Raw genomic sequence first — 17,040 nt, forward strand, 5'->3', positions numbered from 1 at the left:
CTCATCCCTTCACCGACCCGGCGGTGAGGCCGCGCGTCATGAAGCGTTCGAGGCCGAGGAAGATCGCCATGATGGGCACCGTCGCGATGACCGATCCGGCCATCAGGTGCTGCCGCGGGATCTCGGAGCTGTCGAGCGAGGCGATGCCCCGCGTCAGCGTGAACTTCGACGGATCGTCGAGCAGCATGAACGCCAGGAGGAACTCGTTCCACGCGATCATGAAGACGTAGAGCGAGACCGAGGCCAGGGCCGGCAGCGACAGCGGCAGGGTGATCTTCCAGATCACCGCGAGGCGCGACAGCCCGTCCATCAGCCCCGCCTCCTCGACCTCCGCCGGAAGGCCGCGGAAGTAGCCCTGCAGCATGTAGAGGGCGACCGGAATGGTCGTGACCGGGTAGATCAGGACGATCCCGAGGACCGAGTTGCGCAGGCCGATCATCGAGTAGCCGATGTAGATCGGCAGCGCCAAGACGATCATCGGAACCATGTAGATCAGGAGGATCGAGCGCGAGAACGCCGCCGCGCCCCGGAACCGCATCCGCGCCACGGCGTAGGCGCCGGGGATCGAGAAGGCAAGCGTCAGAAGGACGGTCAGCACCGCGACGTAGAAGCTCGTCCAGAGGTATGAGCCGAAGTTGAACACCGTCATCAGCTCGACATAGCTCTCGAACAGGCCCCATCCCCGCGAGAGGTCGATACTGAAATCGAGGGGGTTCTGAACGAGTTGCTGCTGGTTCTTCAGGCTTGTCATCACCATGACGTAGAAGGGGATGGCGACGATGGCGGTGAAGAACACGTAGCCGAACCCGGTGAGGAAACGAATGATCGCGTCCTCGAATTCGTGCCGCGTGAGGCGCCCCGATGGCAGACCGCGCAGAAAGCCGTTGAGCCCCGCGACCGTGGCCGCGGCGGCCAGCGCGTGGCCGATGAGGCGCGACAGGAAGCCGACCTCCCCGGTCTGGACCGGGCCGAGACCCAGGAGCCCCAGCGCCAGCAGTCCGAGCGCCGCGATCGAGACGCCCGCGCGCCCCTGAAGGCAGGCGATCCCGGCGAGCGCACCCGCCACGACCGACAGCAGGGCCGAGGGCCGGAACGCCGCGCCGGTCAGGAACGACATGGCGACGGCCACCGTGATGGCGACGGTGAAGGTCCAGAGGATACCGAGGATCGCGGCGGTGACGTATCCGTGGCGAAGCGCGTTCATAGCCCTTCCTCCCGGCTGATGACCTTGAAGAAGAAGACCGAGAACAGAAGGAGGCAGGCGAAGATCACCACGGCGACCGCCGCGCCTGCGCCGATGTTCGAGATCGCGAAGGCCTGTTCGTAGACGTTGACCGTCAGCGTCCGCGTGCCGGCGTTGCCGCCGGTCAGCAGGAAGATGTCGTCGAACTTGTTGAAGGTCCAGATGAAGCGCAGCAGGAACAGCACCGACAGGATGCCGAGAAGCTGCGGCAGCGACAGGAACCAGAACTTCTGGAAGGGCGAGGCGCCGTCCATGTCGGCCGCCTCGTACATGTCCTCCGGTATCGACTGCATCCTGGCGAGGATGAAGAGGAACGAGAGCGGGAAGTAGCGCCAGATCTCGAACACGGTGACCATGATCAGCGCGAGCGGCCGATCGCCGAAGAAGTTGATCGCGCTCTCGGTCACGCCCATCCGAAGGAGAAGCGCATTGGCCGAGCCCGAGAAGGGATCGAACAGGATCACCCAGGTGAAGGCCACCGCGATCACCGGGGCGACGTAGGGAAAGAGATAAAGGCCGCGGAGGATGCCCTGTCCCCGGAACGACCGGTCGAGCAGCAACGCCGCGAAGAGCCCCACCACCAGCGCGCCGATGGTGCCGACCGTGGCATAGAACAGCGTCACGCCGAGCACGTCCCAGAACTCGTCGCCGTCGAAGATGCGGGCGAAGTTCTCGAAGGTGAATTCCGCGTTGGTCAGGATGTTCGGCGCCCGGCCGGTCACTCCCGGCGCGCTCTCCTCGGCCTCGTCGCCGAGGGCGTCCGCGTCGCCGTCGGCCGAGACGAAGATCTCGATCTCGTCGCGCCCGCCGGCCTCCAGATCGCCGAGGTCGCAGAGGATGGTGCCGTTGGTCACCTCGCACCGGTCATCGTTCTCGCGGATCGAGAGGCCGGGCGGCAGGGTGTCGCTGATCGTCACGCCTGAAATGGCGATGTCCCGCGAGGAGTTCCTGAGCCGATACTGCAGCCTCAGGTCCTCACCATCGCCCCGCAGGCTCTCGCGGACGACGGGCTCTGGCGGGCGCAGGTCTGCGAGTCCCACGGGCTTGAACGAGATCCAGAGGATCGCGAGGAGCGGCAGCACGACGACCGCCGAGACGATGGCGATCGTCGGCGCGAGCAGGCCCCAGGCCAGGCGGGCCTCGCGGCGGGCGAGCGGACCGCGGCCTTTCGGTGGAACGGCGTCCGTCATGTGTGTCTCCTCCCCGGTTGATGCGCGCCGGGACCGACCCGGCGCGCACCGCGTTCTGTCACTCGATTTCGGCGAGTTCCTCGTTCATCCGCTCGACGGCCGCGGCCGCCTCGATCTCGCCGTCGATGAACTGGCGCACCACGCGGTTGATGATCTGGCTGTTGACGATCTTGGAGGCGAGCGCGAGCTGGCCGTCCTCGATGCCCCAGCGCTGCGCGGTGTCGAGACCAGCCACAATCTCGTCGATCATCGCCGGATCGTAGAGCTCGGAGAGCGGCGCCTTGCGGTCGACGCCCACGGGCAGCTCGGCCCAGGCCTCGACGAACTCCTCGGGGTTCTCTTCGGTCCCCCTGCGGACGGGGAACTTGCCTTCGGGCGCGATCGCCAGCGTCTGGGTGTAGCCGTCCGTCATCGAGTACTCGACGAATTGCTGCGCCTCGTCGAAATCCGCGTCTACCGTGATCCCGAGGTAGCGAATTTCGGCCCAGGCCGCGCCATCGGGGTTCGAGGGACCGGCGAAGCTGGTGACGATGCCTGTCTTCGTGGCGAGCTCCGGCGAGGTCGGATCGTCGTTGATCGTGGGCGGCGCGTCGTCGCGCAGGCCCGCGAGTTCGTCGAGGATGAAGGGCGACCAGATGATCATCGCCGCATCGCCCGAGAAATAGAGCGAGCGCGACTGCTCCCAGAAGAGTTCGCCCGGCGGCGAGGCCTCAGCGATGGTCTTGTAGAACTCGAGAACCTCGGTGGTGGCCGCCTCGTCGAAGCCGGTGAAACCGCCGTCGCCCACCGGGCTCGCGCCGTTGGCGAGGAAGACGTGCTCCAGCACTTGGCTCATGAAGTTATCGTCCACCTTGGTCGCGGCGACGAAGCCGAACATCTCGGGCGGGTTGTGCAGGGCTTCGATCGCCGTCGTCACCGCGTCATAGGTGGTGGGCGCCTCGAGCCCGGCCTCCTCGAACAGGTCCTTGCGATAGAGGATCATCTGCGTCCAGCCATCGACCGGCACGGCGGCATACCCGTCTTCGGCCGCAGCGAATTCCAGCGCGCCGGAGGCGAAGGTGTCCGGGCCCAGCTCCTCGATCACCTCGGTCGCGATCTCACCGTCGAGGATGCCGGCCTCGATCCAGGGCAGGGCATATTGCAGCGGGTGGTAGATGACGTCGGGCAGGTCGCCTGCGGCGTAGGCCGCTGTGGCCCGCGTGCCAAGCTCGCTCTCGGTCACCGGGATCACCTCGACGGCGATGCCCGACTGCTCCTCGAAATCCGCGGCGAGCCGTTGCTGCCGCTCGAGCCGTTCCGGCTGTTCTTCGGTCGTCCAGAAGCGGATGTCGGCCGCCGCCGGAAGCGCGATCAGCGTCGTCAGCGCGGTGCCCATCAGGGCCTTGGCAAGTATCTTGGTGGTCATCGTGTTCCTCCCGTGGTGTCGTGGTTCAATGGCGGACCGTCGGTGCCGCCTTCGCGCAGGACGGCATCCGCCGTCTCGCGCAGGGTCAGTGGATCGGCGCCGCCGATCCGCGCGATCAGCAACTCGGCCAGCCGCGCGCCCGCCGCGACCTGATCGACCGCGAAGCTCGTCAGTGGCGGGTCGAGGGTTTGCCCCTCCCTGCTGCCGTCGTAGCCGATGATGGAAATGTCCCGACCTGCGGTGAGCCCGCGCGCCTGCGCCGCCCTTATGGCGCCGATGGCCAGAAGATCGGTGGCGCAGACCACGGCGGTCGGGGGCGCCTCGCCTTCGAGAAGAGCAAGCAGTCCCGTTCCGCCGTCCTTGGCGGTGGCATGCCCGGCTGTGACCAGCGGTGAAAGTCCCGCCTCGGCCATCCCCGCGCGATATCCATGCAGACGCTTGGTGGCGTAGGTGTAGACCGGATCGGCCCCGATGAAGGCGATGCGCCGATGACCGAACCCTGCCAGCCGGGCCACGGCCTGCTGCATGGCCTGACCGCCACGAATGTCGAACCAGGCGCAGTCGTCGCTATCCTCGGTGCGCCCGAAAAGGACGAAGGGGCATCCCGCGTCTCGGAGAAGCGTGATCCGCGGATCGTGGCGCTGTGTTCGCGGGAGGATGAACCCATCTGCCTTCCTCTCGGCCATCAGGCGGAGATACGTGTCGAGCCCCTCGTCCTCGCTCTCAGCGGTTGCCACCGTGAGGGTCCAGTTCTGCGCGGAGACTGCGCGCGTGATCCCGCGCAGAAATTCGGCCAGGAACGGCCGTTGCGCGTCGTGCTGTTCCATCTGGAGCACGAGGCCCAGAGAGCGGGATTGTCCGGTACGGATGGATTGCGCCAAGGCCAAGGGGCGATAACCGATGCGCTCGGATACCTCGCGCACGCGCTGAATGGTCGCCGGGCTGATATCGCGATACCCGTTCAGAGCGCGCGAGACCGTCCCTTTCGACAGGCCCAACTCGCCTGCAAGGTCGCGCAGCGTCACCCTGCGTTCCATACGATCCTCCCCGTACCTCGGGACAGTTAAAACTCGCCGAAACCGGTTTCGTCAACCATTTTTGGTGTGGTCCGGCGCATGGAATGGGTGCCGTAGGAGCTTGGCTCCAGTCCGATCGAGGTGGCCCAGCCCCGGACAGGGCGCGCGTACTGGCGGGTCGAGATGTGGAGCCTCTCGTGGAACCGTCCCGGCCATAGATATTTCGATCCGAACAGTTCGGGATCGCCGAGCCAAGCCACGAGGGACGTCCGCGTGCCGTCGGTGATCTCGAAGCGGACCGGTTGCCGGGTCTTGCTCTGGGTGATCGAGGCCCGCTCCTTAACCTGGCCCGCCGCGTAGACGTCGGCGACCCGGAGCGAAACGAGGTCGCAGCCGCGCAGCTTGCTGTCGATCGCCAGGTTGAAGAGAGCGAGATCACGGGCGCGGTCGGCGAGCTCGAGCCGCCCGCGGATCGCCCAGGCGTGTTTCGGCAGAAGCGGTCGCTTCTGACCGACGATGCGGCCCTTGTTCCAGGCTGGCCGGCATGCGCGGATTGCGGGGGAGGTTCGAGGCAGGCATGGCAGTTCCTCCGGTCCGCCGGGCTCCTCCCATCACCGGCACCTTGTCGGTGCCACAGGGTAGCACGCCGCGATGCCGCATGTCTGCTTCGAGCCCGTGTTGTCTGATGCTTCCCATCGCATGAATGTCCGCTATACTTATGACGGCTGACCGTGATCAATAATTTCCGGTGGCCTTTTGGCGGAATTTATAAGCTTTTATGGGATAGTAATTTTGCCAAATTTAAACTGGTTCGGCAATGAATCTGACCACGCGGTTATATTATCCGAGATCTTGGCAACTGAAGATTTTCAGGTGTATGAACTTTATTCCGAGCCCGGGAAGTCCATTCGGATTTTTACCGATGTCGACGAAATCCTCGCAGAGTTCGAGGTCCCCCACGAGGGCGGCAATCGGCGTCACGCCATTGATCTGAACCTATGGGTACACGGCTCGGGCCCACGGCCTCAGACCAACCGATTTGCTTTGGACCCCGCAAAGAGCCACGGTCATACTTGGAGAGAAAGATGCGGAGCGGCAGGTTTCATACAACTCTACCTTGAGCGTCCGGTAGAAGAAAACCTGCACTACTGCACAACAAACACATTTTCGGAGGCGCGCTTGGGGGCCAACGATGGTATTCGGACAGGCCGTGGCGGTGAAATATGGAACGTGAGACATACGAACCGTTTCTCGGGTAAGCTTAACAGGATGATTAAGGCGAAGGCCATCGCCAAAATTTCTTCCGTGCCCGTTCTGCCCGGAGCAGCAACGCTGTGGGAAGAAGGGTACTGTTTTTATAATCATTGGTCAAAAGCCACTACCCCCGACGCATACAGGTTGAGTTGAACCGACCTACAGCCATTTTTGCCGAACGGCAGCTCCGTCCCACAAAATGTGAGTTCGAGCGTGCCTCGATCTCGCAACCGCAGCTAACGGCCGGTTCGGCGGGCCACGCTGCGGCATTCAGAGAAGTGATGAACGGCATGACAGGGCCGGGACCAACGGTCGCTGCGTCCCGGCTGCTGTTCTGCTCGCCGTGCCGCCGCGCGTCGGCTTCGAGCCGCGAAACGACAGATACTGCACGACAGGAGAACGACTGGTTTCGCGATCGGCCGACCCGTCGTCACCCGCAAATGTGTCACCCGAAAGCGCGTCCGATCCTGTCGAGGGCTCGCCTGATCTCCGGCAGATCGCGGTCATCGTCGTGGCTGACGAGCCATTGGTCGTGGGCGAGGTCGTCCACCACCGGACCGGTCCTTTCCAAACCGGCCTGCCGGTCGCCCAGGAAGGTGGGCAACATGGCGCGGCCGAAACCGCTTAGCGCGAGATCAAGCGCGAGGCGTGGGCTGTTCGCCTCGACCGCGATCCCGTCGCCACACCGCTCCGCCACCCAGTGTGCGGAGGGCGTATCCGCGCGTACGACGATCCAGTCATCGGGCGCGTCGGCTGTCGCGAAGGGGGCGAATTCCACCCTTTGAATCCGCCGTCCGGCCAGACCCGTGTCCGTCGGGCGGCGCGAGCGGAAGCCGATGGCGGCCTCGCGGCGCGGTATGGACAGGACATCCTCGCCCTGCAGAAGTCGGACCCGGAGGTCGGGTGGGTCGCCAGTGATTGAACGAAGGACCGCTGTGAGGGCCAGCGCTGTCCAGGTTCCGGCCGAAATCTTGACAAGGGGCAGTGCGCCGTCGCTCGCCGGAAGCGTGGCGCGGGCGATGATATCTTCGACCGGCAGAAGCCGGTCCCTCAGCTGCGCGCCCTCTGCCGTCAGGTCGTATCCGTGGCTGCGATGCACGAACAGCTCGCGCCCCAAGGCGCGTTCCATCGCCCGCATGCGTCGCCCGAGAGTAGGCGCACTCGACCCGATGTCGCGTGCCGCGGCGGAAAGGCCGCCCTGCCGCGCGATGGCGAGAAAGGCCGACAGGTCACCCCAGGGGATCCGCCCCGAGGCGCGTGACGGCGTTCCATCCTTCTCCTTCGCCGGTCCATTTTTCTTTTCACTCATGAAGTGACCGCTTCATTTCGTTTTGTTCAAAGCATGGTCGATCATTGCTATCTCGATGACAACCGCAAACGAAAGGAGCTCGCCATGACCATGCTCACAACCTCGATTCCCGCCGGCGCACTGGACCCGAACGTGTCCGATGGATGGACGGTCGACCGCACGCGGCACACCGCCCGCAAGGCTCAGAATGCCTTTCTCGCGCGACACGGCGGCCTTGGACCGCGCACGCTCTACCGCCTTGTCAGCGCCCTGTCGTGACCACGACGCCCGACACGGAAACGACCGAAAGGAGAGCCCGGATGACCCAGGCCACACGTATGCCCATGCACACCCTTGGACGCGGAGGACCCATCGTGTCCGCCCACGCTCTCGGCACGATGACATTCGGTGCCGAGACCGACGAGGCCGAGTCGTATCGTATGCTCGACGTGTTTGTCGCGCGGGGTGGGACCGTTATCGACACGGCGGATGTCTATTCGGGCGGTGTGTCCGAAGAGATCATCGGCCGATGGGGCCGCGCACGGGGCGGCATGGACGATCTTGTCGTCGCCACCAAGTGCCGCTTCGGCCCCTCGCCCGGTAGCCGGGGCGCATCGCGCCGCGCGGTGCTGCGCGCCGTCGACAAAAGCCTGGCACGCCTGCAAATGAACGCGATCGACCTGTTCTTCATCCACGGGTGGGACAAGGATACGGATGTATCCGAGACCCTGCGCGCCCTCGGCGATCTGGTGACGGCGGGCAAGATTCATCACATCGGCTGGTCCAACGTCACCGGCTGGCAACTGGAGCGGATTTGCACTACCGCCCGCGCCGAAGGTTTGCCGGTGCCGGTCGCGCTCCAGCCGCAATACTCGCTGCTGGACCGGGGTGTCGAATGGGAAGTGCTGCCCTGTGCGCTGGAGAACGGTGTTGGACTGACTCCGTGGTCGCCTCTGGGCGGCGGGTGGCTGACCGGGAAATATGCCGCCGACACGCGTCCCTCCGGAGAGACACGTCTCGGAGACGATCCGGACCGGGGGCTCGAGGCCTATGACAACCGCAACACCGACCGCACCCACGCCGTGCTCGGCGTCGTCGAGAATCTTGCGCAAAAGCATGGGCGGCCCATGGCGCATATCGCGCTGGCGTGGCTCGCAAGTCGCCCGGGCCTCACCTCGATCCTCCTGGGGGCGCGCAACACCGAACAGCTTGCAGGCAATCTCGATGCCATCGACCTTGCGCTCGATGCAGACGCGCTCGACGCCCTGACGAGAATATCGGCCATCGGCGTGCCGCAGTATCCCTATCAGTTCGTCCATGACTGGAGCGGGGTCGAGCACTGGACTCATCTGGGAACATGATAGACCGTGTCCAGGATTCAGGCGGGCCCGCACGGTCAAAGCCCACATTCGAGCAAACGACTCGAATGTCGGCTCCGTCCCGCACAGCTGACTTACGACCGACGCCGGGGCTCGCAAACGCGGCGAACGGCGGCTTAGACGGGCCGCGCTACAGCATCCCGACGCGGGTCGAAGCTCTGATAAAGGCCGGCCGCGGCATCCGCTGATGCCTGACACGTGTCCGACCCGGTGAGACGCCGCATGTCAGCTTCGAGCCCTTTTTGCAGGATGATGCGCAGCGCATGAATATCGGTTCTTTTGCTGGAACAATAACCGTCAGAAAAACTGCCGCACGTGCTCGATTACGGCATCCGGGTTTTCTAATTGAGGCAGATGTCCGACGCCCGGCATGGTGCCAAAACCTGCATCAGGCATCAAAGCATGGAGGGACCGCCCTCTTTCGAGCGGAATCCACGGATCGTCCTCCCCCCAAACGATCATGGTAGGGCAACGGACTTTGCCAAACAGCGGCTCGACTTCTGCGGTGTAATTATCATCAGCTTGAGCAAACTGTCGGTAAAAGCTGGATGCGCCATTTTCGGTCAGCCAAGGTGCCACGAGGCCGTCGATGTCATCCACCGATATCTCATGGATCAAAGCGCCTTCGACGTAAGCTCTAACGATCGCGCGATGAATATGTGGCGGCAACCCCTGAAACGCATCGATATGCCGTCCCATGTGGTCAAAGAACTCAGACCCCCATGGCCGCATCGCAACCACATTCATCAGAAGGTATTTCTCGAAGTCGCAGCCATGAAGAAGGTGGGCACGAAGCGTAGTCGCGCCGCCGAAGTCATGGGCGACGACCCGCGGGCGAGCCAGCCCCCAATGGTCCATCATTTCGGTGAAGACTTCTCCCTGAATATCCAATGACGTGCGCTGGTCGGCGCTTTTGGCAGATTGGCCGTAGCCCGGCATGTCGTACCAGTGGACACGAAAATCCTTGGACAATTCAGGAATCACACGATGCCAGCAAAACGACGACCAAGGCCAACCGTGCGCCAACACCAAGTCTGGCCCGTCACCGGCGCGGCCCGCCGCTACTAATCCCGCCGAGGTTTCATAGTTTTCCGCCAGTATCCACGCTGCCATTCCAACCTCCATCCATCCCACCCTGCGCAATATGGCAATGGGCGATTGCCATGCCAAGTCAGCGCGGTATCGGACCAGCGTAAAACAGAATTCACAGCTGGCGTGGGCGCGCTCAGGGCACAGGTCCGTTCCGTCCCGTTTAGCAGAACTCTGACTCTCTGATTTCGCGGCATGATGTCATGAAGGGCCGCTCTGAGGAAGCTGCGCCGCAGCGAGGCCGACCCTCGCGAAGGGCCGGAGTGGCCGGGAGCTGCGTCCGCCCATCCGATCCCGATGGACATGCCCGCGGCGAGTCCCTTCAGGCCGGGGTCGACCATGCTGGAGGGCAGGGCGAAGCCCATGGCGATCAGTGCGGCCCCCGCCGCTGACAGGGGGCCGCACCGAGACGGCCAGCCTCCCATCCCACGATGGGCACACCCACGAACGTTCCCAGCATCGCCGCGAAGAGGATCGCGCCGACATCCGCCGGGCTGCCCCCCATTGCGGCCAGATGCCGTGTCAGCAGGAACGTCGCGCCGTAACCGGTCGCGGCGAGGAACGTCCCGAGGAACAGGGCGGACGTTCCGGCGATGCGCGGCGAGGTCATGCGAACCTGCGCCGGGCGGCTGCGAGCGACGCAGGCTCGGGGATGCCCTCCGGCGTGTCTCCGTCCCCGATACCCGTTCCGAGTGTCGTGACCACTGGCAGCACGCCCGCCCAGGTGCCATCGCCGAGGTCGGCGGGATCGTCCTTCGGCGGGCCGGTGCGGATCTTGGCGGTGGCGTGCGCGATCTCTATCGCGACGACGCCGGTGGCCTTGCGCTCCTGTGCGGTCATGGGGCGGACCTCTCCGCTTCGTCCCGGCAACAGGTGATCGGTGATCGCGTCGAGCGCTGCGTCGATCTCGTTGCCTTCCACCCGCCGCGCGGTGCCGTGGACGACCGCAGAGCGGTAGTTCACCGAATGGTGGAAGCCCGAGCGCGCCGCGACGATACCCGTCAGCGTCGTCACCGTCAGGCAGACGGGCACGCTGTCGAGCCGGGCAATCCGGGCCTTGGACGCCCCGTGCAGGTACACCGTTTCGCCCGACCGGGCATAGGCCATCGGGATCACCATGGGGCGATCTTCGGCGACGAAGCCCACATGGGCGACAAGGCCGGTGTCGAGGATGGCGTGGAAGATCTCGGTCTCTGTGCTGGCGCCCTTGGGCTGGCGAGGGCGGGCATAGCGAGGGGGCATCGGTCTCTCCTGATCTTGACGGCTTGCAGCGATAGCCGCTTGACTGGCATTGCGTCAGATCCAGTTGGTCCCGATATGACCAGACCACTTTCCCTGCCGCTTCTCTGCCGTCCCGCGCGGGACCGGCGCGAACCGCTTGCCGTGCAGGTCTATCGCGATCTTCTTGCGGCGGTGCGGGACGGGCGTCTGGCCGATGGCGCGACGTTGCCGTCGAGCCGCGCGGCGGCGGACGAGCTCGGACTATCGCGCTCCACCATCAACACCGCCTACGACCTGCTGCGTGCCGAAGGGGTCATCGCGATCCGCCGCGGGGCCGTTCCGCGGGTCGTCGGCCCTGCGCTGGTGCCACGGAAACCTGCCGTTCCGGTACCGCGCGCCGTGTCGAACAGGGGAGAGCGCCTGTCGCGGACCCCCCGAGCGACGGCCACGCCCGAAACCGGGATCATGGCTCCGGGCGAGCCGGACGAGGCGCTGTTTCCCGCCGACGAATGGGCCCGTGCCCTGCGCCGCGCCGCCCGGCGGTCCCATGGCGCGGTCGCGTCCTACGCCGACCCCTGGGGCGTGCCCGCCCTTCGCCGCATCCTCGCCCACCGACTGCAGGTGGATCGCGGGATCGCCGCCACGCCCGACCGAATTCTGATCACCACCGGGACGCAATCGTCCCTTGCGCTGGCTGCGCAGGTCCTGACCGATACGGGCGACGTGGCGGCGCTCGAGGATCCGGGCTATCTGGGCGCTCGGGTCGCGTTTCAGGGCGCGGGCCTGACGCCGGCGCCGATCCCGGTCGATGCCGAAGGGGCGATCCCCGACGCGGTTCCGCGCGACGCGCGCCTGATCTATCTGACGCCGTCGAACCAGTATCCGACCGGCGCCCGGCTGTCGCACGCCCGCCGGGCGGCGCTTTTGCAGCACGCGCGCGACACCGGCGCGCTGATCCTGGAGGACGACTACGACAGCGAGTTTCTGTGGCGCGGTCGCGAGATCGCTGCCCTTTCGGCCTCGGCGCAGGGCGGAGAGACGATCTACCTCGGCACGGCCGCCAAGGTGCTGATGCCGGCACTGCGGATCGGCTGGATGGTCGTGCCGCCGGACCTTGTCGCGCCGTTCCGCGTGGCCCAGCGGAACCTGGGGCTGATGGCGAACCTTCACGCCCAGATCGCGCTGGCCGAGATGATGGAGACCGGGCGCTACCGCGCCCAGCTGAAGCGCATCGCTCGCACCTACGAGGCGCGGGGCCATGCCTTGGCCGAAGCGCTTTCCTCGGTGAAGGGCCTCTCGGTCCGCCCGCCCGACGGCGGCGTCCAGCTCACCGCCCGGTTTGGAAACGGGCGGTCGGAGGCGTCCACGCTTGCGGCGCTTGCGGCACAGGGCTTCCGACCCGCGCGCCTGTCGGCCTATTGCCTGAATGCGGATCGAACCGGCCTCGTGATCGGCTTCGCCGACGCCACACCGAAGCGGATCGAAACCTTCGTCCGTGTGCTAAGCGCGGTTCAATAAATGACCGCTGAGTTCGCGAAGCTGCCTCAAGCGCCGAGATGATACTGCGCGAGGTCACCGATGTCCGTGTCGGGGAAGCCGCACCGCGGCCCAGCCTCTTCGCGCGTTCGGCAGGTAGGGGCAGGGGGGGGGGGCCACCCGGGGGGCGCGCATATGTGCGCCCTGATGCGTCGCCGGATGGGCGCCTCGAGCCCTTCCGCGACGTTCGAGCGAAGCGCTCCCCGGTGCTTTTCGGAGGCTATGCAACCGCGCCCTCGGTCGCTCTTCCTGCTCGAAAGGCCCCGGCGAAGAGCGCGACGACGGCGAAACACGTCACGGCTGGCCCTGCACCCGGACCTGCCATCAGAAACCCGAAGAGAGGTGCGCCGGCGGTCTGGCCCACGGCGATGGTCAGGAACCCGATCATGAGCCCGGTCGCGGGACGGTCCGGCAGGGCGTGCGTTCCCCAGACGAGGTAGACCCCCGTCAACATCACGTACGCCGCCCCGAAAAGAGCGCCTCCGATCACTGCAAGGGCGGGAGTGGTGATGCTTGATCCGACCGCGAGTATGCCCGCCGACATGAGCCCCAGGAAGGTCCAGTGAACGCGGTCGAGACCGAACCGGCCGACAAGTGTGCCGGCCCAGGCCCCGGCAATGCCGCCAGCGCCGATGCAGGTCCAGAGGATCCCGGTTCCGGTCGGCCCCCATCCCAGTTGCCGTGAGACAAGCTGACCTCCGAAGGACCACAGGGCTGTGCTCGCGGCGCCCATCAGGAACGACGCGGAGATCAGGCGCATCACCGGGCCATTCACCGGAGGCAGACCGCCTGCGCTCTGCCCGTTCTGAGACGCCGGGAGGGAAACCGTGGCGGCGACCGCAAGCACCACGGCCACGGCAGCGAAGGCGCCGAAGGCAAGACGCCACTGCCCGGCGATGGCCAGGGCGATCGGTCCCGACAGGGCCACGCCTGCGCTTGTCCCGGCGTTGATGACCGTATTCGTGAGATCCTGCCGGCTTTTGCGCACCGCAGCTGCAACGGCCGCGGCCATTGGCGGGGAGGCAAGGCCCGCGCTCGATCCTGCCACCACCACGGCGATGGCGAGGATCAGCGGCGACGGCGCGAGTGCGATCCCGGCCATGCCGACGGCGGCGACGATGGCCGCCCCCGCCGCGACAGCCCGAGCGCCGATCCGTTCGGTCAGCACCGCCGAGACGACGATGGCAACGCAGTAGCCCGCGAACGAGCCGCCGGAGATGAGACCGCTGAGCGAGGGGCCGAGGCCCAGATCACTGTCGATCTGCGGCAGGAACAGGCCGAAGGCGAAGCGGGCGAAGCCGTAGCAGACCGCGATCAGGCCGAAACCTGTCGCGCCGATGCGAAGGGCAGGGCTCATGTGCGCGCCCTTTTCATCAGGATGGCGGCAGCCGCCTTTGCGGCGGAAACGGCGTCCGTACCCCGGTAGACCGCCGCGTGGGTCGCCCCTTCGAGGAGAACGAGCACCTGTTCGGCCAGCGCCGGGTTTTCGCGTCCGAGATCCGTTGCGACGACCTCCTCGATCCGTTGATGAAACGCCGCCTTGTGCGTTGCGACCGCCTCCGCGATTTCTGGCGTGTCACCGCCGGTCTCGGCACGGGATCGCAGAAACAGGCAGCCCCGCGTGCCCTCGACCCGCACCCAGTCCTCGAGCGCGGCGAACAGCGCGTCGACGCTCTGCACCTGGAGCCGTGCCATGAACCGCCGGTCCCGCTCGGTCAGCACTCGCGCCATGAGCTGCGCCTTGCTGCCGGCATGCTTGTAGAGTGTCCGGCTCGACATCCCCGCGGCAACGGTCAAGCGGTCCATGCCGGTGGCCATGTAGCCATGCCGGTCGAAGAGCCGCTCGGCGGCGGCGATAAGCTTCGTGGTCATGTCCATGGGTAACCTCCTTCGATATCCATGGGCATCTATGTAAAACGTACGTTTTACATTGCAAGCCGAGAACATCGCGGAGTGCGGCACTGTCCCACGCGGCCGCCAGTGGACCAAGGGCGGATGACCGGACTGAGCGGGCCCAGGCCGTCCGTGCGAGGCGCGACGACTGAACTCTACTGAGCGTTTCTTGTGCGCTGATCTGCGGCGTCGCAGGTGTCGCGAACGTCTTGCTGCTTTCCCGCAAGCCGGGCGTCGAAGTCCCGCGCCAGAGCTTCGACGCTGATCTCGGAGAATTGCGCGAGCAGGCGCGCCTCGGCCTCGCGCAGCGACGCATCGAGCCGCGCGTCTACCGCCTTTTCGACCAGGCATTCGGGCGGGTCCGCGTGGGGGCCGATGTTGAAGAGGGGCGGCGCACCGACGGCGTCATAGATGTCCCGCAGCGTCACCTCGGCCAGCGGTTTCAAGAGCTTCCAGCCGCCGCCATGCCCCTTTTCGGAGGTGACGATACCCCGATCGCGAAGCCCGCCCATCATCCGACGCACGACCACGGGATTGGTCGAGATCATTTTCGAGATCTGTTCGGAGGTCGCGAGGGGCACATGCCGGTCCATATGGATCAGCGCATGCAGGATGCGGGACATGCGCAGATCGCGTGGCATGGGACGTGGTCCTTCTTCGGGTGCGGCCTGACTATCACCGCTTACGCAACATTCCAAGTTTCATGTCTTGCGAACAAGCGGCGGGTCACGTAACTCCTTGAGTTGCGATAGGCTGGTAAAGGGAACAATTGCCATGGACCACGACGTCATCATCATCGGGGGTAGTTTCGCCGGGCTCTCGGCGGCCATGCAGCTGGCCCGCGCTCGCCGCAACGTGCTGGTCCTCGATACCGGCACCCCGCGCAATCGCCATGCCGCGTCCTCGCACGGCTTTCCCGGGCAGGATGGGCGAGCCCCGGCCGAGATCAAGTCGGCGCTCCGTACCGAACTGGGCATGTATCCGACCGTGCGGTTCCGTGACGCCGAAGCCACGGAAGCGTCTCGAAAGGAAGGCGGCTTCCGCCTGTCGCTTGCGACGGGCGAAGAGATCACGGCGCGCAGGCTCGTCCTGGCTTACGGCGTCAGCGACACGCTGCCCGATCTTCCGGGCGTGGCGGAGCGGTGGGGGGCGAGCGTGCTGCATTGCCCGTATTGCCATGGGTATGAGTTGAACCAGCAGCCGGTGGGCGTTCTGGCAAAGGACGAGAGGGCGATGCATCAGGCCTTGCTGCTGCCCGATTGGGGTCCGACGACGCTCTTCACGCAAGGCACGTTCCAGCCGACACCGGCGCAGCAGCAGGCGCTGGAGGCCCGAGGCGTCACGCTAGAGGAGGTGCCGATCACGGGCCTTGTCGGTTCCGCCCCCGCGCTCGAGGCGGTGCGGCTTGCCGATGGGCGCGCGATCCCGGTGGCGGGGCTGTTCATCGCGCCGCAGACGAGGCCGGCAGTCGACCTTGCCGCATTGCTCGGGTGCGAGGCGAAAGATGGCCCGACCGGGCCCTACCTCGCCGTGGACGGGATGCAGGTGACCAGCGTTCCCGGCGTCTTCGCGGCGGGCGACCTTGCCAGTCCGATGGCCAACGCAACGCTCGCCGCCGCTGCGGGCGTGATGGCGGGGGGCGCTGCGCATCAGTCGCTGATCTTCGATCCCGATCTTGCCGATGCGGCCTGAAAGAGAGAGGGCGGGGTCCAGGCAAGCCCGAACCTGCCCTCTCCAAGTTCGCGGGCGCTTGCGCCCAGGCACGGCGCTGGAGCTTGGCTGCGCCGGGGGGTGACGACGCCGGCTTGCCGGCCCGTTGGAATTGGAAGGATGGCGGTGCAGCCGCTCGGACCAATAGCGGCAAAGGTCTACCTCAAGCCCCAAGCGGGCGTCCGGTCAATTCCCAACGGCTTCCAGGTAGGCGCGGCACATGGCCTTGAGCCCGGACTTCAGACCCGCGATCTCTTCCTGTCCAAGCCCGCGTTCGAAGGCATTACGGACGGAGCCGTAGATGACGGTGGTCAGAAGCAGGTTCACCTCACCTGCATCCGGGGACCGGAAGTCAGAGGCCCGGCAGAACATGTCCGTGGTCGCCTTGTCCACGCGCGCGGCGAAAGCACGGAGCAGCGCGTCAGTCTCCAATTCCGCGACAGAGCGATAGAGCGCTCGTGTCAACTCGGGACGCTCGGTCTTGGCGGCCCAGTAGGTGTCGACCAGCGCCTCGGCCGCCTCTGCAATCGAACGTCCCTGCATTTGGGCGCAAGTGGCCTCCACGCGCTCGGCCAGCGTCGTCAGGAAGCGTTCGTTCAGGGCGTAGACGAGCGACTGCTTGTTGGGGAAGTACTGGTACATCGTGCCGACAGACACGCCGGCCCGTTCGGCCACGCCGGTGGTCGTCAGCCCGGCCATGCCTCGTGACAGCAAAACCTGAATCGTTGCCTCGTAGATTGCATCCACTGTGACGCGGGATCGCGATTGCGACGGTGTTTTCCGGGGCTTCAGGGCCGTTAACGGCTGCGTCGGCAT

17 protein-coding genes and 1 pseudogene are annotated in these 17,040 nt (G+C 65.9%); 5 read left to right on the plus strand and 13 right to left on the minus strand.

What is annotated here, in order from left to right:
* Position 1: 1 nt before the first annotated feature.
* The 5 genes and pseudogenes from RM543_RS12090 to RM543_RS12110 all read right to left on the minus strand — a co-directional run.
* Positions 2–1,204 (minus strand): carbohydrate ABC transporter permease, encoded by a 1,203-nt coding sequence (locus tag RM543_RS12090; protein ID WP_311691967.1) that lies wholly within the window; start codon positions 1,202–1,204, stop codon positions 2–4.
* The gene (locus tag RM543_RS12095; RefSeq protein WP_311691969.1) at positions 1,201–2,433 is read right to left on the minus strand and encodes a sugar ABC transporter permease; all 1,233 of its coding nucleotides are present in this window, start codon (positions 2,431–2,433) and stop codon (positions 1,201–1,203) included. Before RM543_RS12095 ends, RM543_RS12090 begins: the two co-directional genes overlap by 4 nt.
* 58 nt (positions 2,434–2,491) lie before the next feature.
* The gene (locus RM543_RS12100) at positions 2,492–3,838 is read right to left on the minus strand and encodes an ABC transporter substrate-binding protein (protein WP_311691971.1); all 1,347 of its coding nucleotides are present in this window, start codon (positions 3,836–3,838) and stop codon (positions 2,492–2,494) included.
* Positions 3,835–4,875 (minus strand): LacI family DNA-binding transcriptional regulator, encoded by a 1,041-nt coding sequence (locus RM543_RS12105; RefSeq protein WP_311691973.1) that lies wholly within the window; start codon positions 4,873–4,875, stop codon positions 3,835–3,837. The genes RM543_RS12100 and RM543_RS12105 overlap by 4 nt, the downstream gene beginning before the upstream one ends.
* Before the next feature lie 68 nt (positions 4,876–4,943).
* Positions 4,944–5,429, minus strand: a pseudogene (locus RM543_RS12110) (tyrosine-type recombinase/integrase); the annotation flags it as partial.
* A gap of 277 nt (positions 5,430–5,706) precedes the next feature.
* On the opposite strand from RM543_RS12110, the gene RM543_RS12115 reads away from it, so the two are divergent.
* Positions 5,707–6,261, plus strand: coding sequence for a hypothetical protein (locus tag RM543_RS12115; RefSeq protein ID WP_311691975.1), 555 nt, complete (start codon positions 5,707–5,709; stop codon positions 6,259–6,261).
* Between the two features lie 292 nt (positions 6,262–6,553).
* Here the strand turns inward: RM543_RS12115 and RM543_RS12120 are convergent, their stop codons facing one another.
* Positions 6,554–7,417: a LysR family transcriptional regulator gene (locus RM543_RS12120; RefSeq protein WP_311691977.1), complete on the minus strand. Its 864-nt coding sequence runs from the start codon at positions 7,415–7,417 to the stop codon at positions 6,554–6,556.
* 84 nt (positions 7,418–7,501) lie between these two features.
* On the opposite strand from RM543_RS12120, the gene RM543_RS12125 reads away from it, so the two are divergent.
* The gene (locus RM543_RS12125) at positions 7,502–7,675 is read left to right on the plus strand and encodes a hypothetical protein (protein WP_311691979.1); all 174 of its coding nucleotides are present in this window, start codon (positions 7,502–7,504) and stop codon (positions 7,673–7,675) included.
* 41 nt (positions 7,676–7,716) lie between these two features.
* Complete coding sequence (locus RM543_RS12130) at positions 7,717–8,757, plus strand: aldo/keto reductase (protein ID WP_311691981.1); 1,041 nt, start codon at positions 7,717–7,719, stop codon at positions 8,755–8,757.
* A 315-nt stretch (positions 8,758–9,072) separates the two neighbouring features.
* On the opposite strand, the gene RM543_RS12135 is transcribed toward RM543_RS12130, so the two are convergent.
* The 3 genes from RM543_RS12135 to RM543_RS12145 all read right to left on the minus strand — a co-directional run bounded on the left by RM543_RS12135 (position 9,073) and on the right by RM543_RS12145 (position 11,106).
* Complete coding sequence (locus tag RM543_RS12135) at positions 9,073–9,888, minus strand: alpha/beta fold hydrolase (protein WP_311691983.1); 816 nt, start codon at positions 9,886–9,888, stop codon at positions 9,073–9,075.
* Between the two features lie 346 nt (positions 9,889–10,234).
* Entirely contained in the window at positions 10,235–10,474 is a 240-nt protein-coding gene (locus RM543_RS12140) for a hypothetical protein (protein ID WP_311691985.1), read from the minus strand.
* Positions 10,471–11,106: a pyridoxamine 5'-phosphate oxidase family protein gene (locus RM543_RS12145; RefSeq protein ID WP_311691988.1), complete on the minus strand. Its 636-nt coding sequence runs from the start codon at positions 11,104–11,106 to the stop codon at positions 10,471–10,473. Before RM543_RS12145 ends, RM543_RS12140 begins: the two co-directional genes overlap by 4 nt.
* 75 nt (positions 11,107–11,181) lie before the next feature.
* Here RM543_RS12145 and pdxR point away from each other — a divergent pair, with 75 nt between their 5' ends.
* Positions 11,182–12,603: a MocR-like pyridoxine biosynthesis transcription factor PdxR gene (gene pdxR / locus RM543_RS12150; protein WP_311691991.1), complete on the plus strand. Its 1,422-nt coding sequence runs from the start codon at positions 11,182–11,184 to the stop codon at positions 12,601–12,603.
* Positions 12,604–12,841: 238 nt separating this feature from the next.
* Here pdxR and RM543_RS12155 read toward each other — a convergent pair whose 3' ends face one another.
* From RM543_RS12155 to RM543_RS12165, 3 genes are all read right to left on the minus strand, one after another.
* Complete coding sequence (locus tag RM543_RS12155) at positions 12,842–13,978, minus strand: MFS transporter (protein ID WP_311691994.1); 1,137 nt, start codon at positions 13,976–13,978, stop codon at positions 12,842–12,844.
* Positions 13,975–14,499 (minus strand): TetR/AcrR family transcriptional regulator, encoded by a 525-nt coding sequence (locus RM543_RS12160; protein WP_311691997.1) that lies wholly within the window; start codon positions 14,497–14,499, stop codon positions 13,975–13,977. The genes RM543_RS12155 and RM543_RS12160 overlap by 4 nt, the downstream gene beginning before the upstream one ends.
* Before the next feature lie 170 nt (positions 14,500–14,669).
* Positions 14,670–15,155 (minus strand): RrF2 family transcriptional regulator, encoded by a 486-nt coding sequence (locus tag RM543_RS12165; RefSeq protein WP_311691999.1) that lies wholly within the window; start codon positions 15,153–15,155, stop codon positions 14,670–14,672.
* A 133-nt stretch (positions 15,156–15,288) separates the two neighbouring features.
* On the opposite strand from RM543_RS12165, the gene RM543_RS12170 reads away from it, so the two are divergent.
* Positions 15,289–16,206, plus strand: a complete 918-nt coding sequence (locus RM543_RS12170) for an NAD(P)/FAD-dependent oxidoreductase (protein ID WP_311692001.1) — start codon at positions 15,289–15,291, stop codon at positions 16,204–16,206.
* Positions 16,207–16,410: 204 nt separating this feature from the next.
* Here RM543_RS12170 and RM543_RS12175 read toward each other — a convergent pair whose 3' ends face one another.
* Positions 16,411–17,040, minus strand: coding sequence for a TetR/AcrR family transcriptional regulator (locus RM543_RS12175; protein ID WP_311692003.1), 630 nt, complete (start codon positions 17,038–17,040; stop codon positions 16,411–16,413).

This window comes from Tropicimonas omnivorans (genome assembly GCF_031846565.1).
Lineage (GTDB): Bacteria > Pseudomonadota > Alphaproteobacteria > Rhodobacterales > Rhodobacteraceae > Tropicimonas_B > Tropicimonas_B omnivorans.

Bases quoted from the DNA above. Each gene is read 5' to 3' on its own strand.
- RM543_RS12090 (WP_311691967.1), bottom strand. From the start codon at position 1,204: ATGAACGCGCTTCGCCACGGATACGTCACCGCCGCGATCCTCGGTATC.
- RM543_RS12095 (WP_311691969.1), bottom strand. From the start codon at position 2,433: ATGACGGACGCCGTTCCACCGAAAGGCCGCGGTCCGCTCGCCCGCCGC.
- RM543_RS12100 (WP_311691971.1), bottom strand. From the start codon at position 3,838: ATGACCACCAAGATACTTGCCAAGGCCCTGATGGGCACCGCGCTGACG.
- RM543_RS12105 (WP_311691973.1), bottom strand. From the start codon at position 4,875: ATGGAACGCAGGGTGACGCTGCGCGACCTTGCAGGCGAGTTGGGCCTG.
- RM543_RS12120 (WP_311691977.1), bottom strand. From the start codon at position 7,417: ATGAGTGAAAAGAAAAATGGACCGGCGAAGGAGAAGGATGGAACGCCG.
- RM543_RS12125 (WP_311691979.1), top strand. From the start codon at position 7,502: ATGACCATGCTCACAACCTCGATTCCCGCCGGCGCACTGGACCCGAAC.
- RM543_RS12130 (WP_311691981.1), top strand. From the start codon at position 7,717: ATGACCCAGGCCACACGTATGCCCATGCACACCCTTGGACGCGGAGGA.
- RM543_RS12135 (WP_311691983.1), bottom strand. From the start codon at position 9,888: ATGGCAGCGTGGATACTGGCGGAAAACTATGAAACCTCGGCGGGATTA.
- RM543_RS12140 (WP_311691985.1), bottom strand. From the start codon at position 10,474: ATGACCTCGCCGCGCATCGCCGGAACGTCCGCCCTGTTCCTCGGGACG.
- RM543_RS12145 (WP_311691988.1), bottom strand. From the start codon at position 11,106: ATGCCCCCTCGCTATGCCCGCCCTCGCCAGCCCAAGGGCGCCAGCACA.
- pdxR (WP_311691991.1), top strand. From the start codon at position 11,182: ATGACCAGACCACTTTCCCTGCCGCTTCTCTGCCGTCCCGCGCGGGAC.
- RM543_RS12155 (WP_311691994.1), bottom strand. From the start codon at position 13,978: ATGAGCCCTGCCCTTCGCATCGGCGCGACAGGTTTCGGCCTGATCGCG.
- RM543_RS12160 (WP_311691997.1), bottom strand. From the start codon at position 14,499: ATGGACATGACCACGAAGCTTATCGCCGCCGCCGAGCGGCTCTTCGAC.
- RM543_RS12165 (WP_311691999.1), bottom strand. From the start codon at position 15,155: ATGCCACGCGATCTGCGCATGTCCCGCATCCTGCATGCGCTGATCCAT.
- RM543_RS12170 (WP_311692001.1), top strand. From the start codon at position 15,289: ATGGACCACGACGTCATCATCATCGGGGGTAGTTTCGCCGGGCTCTCG.
- RM543_RS12175 (WP_311692003.1), bottom strand. From the start codon at position 17,040: ATGCCGACGCAGCCGTTAACGGCCCTGAAGCCCCGGAAAACACCGTCG.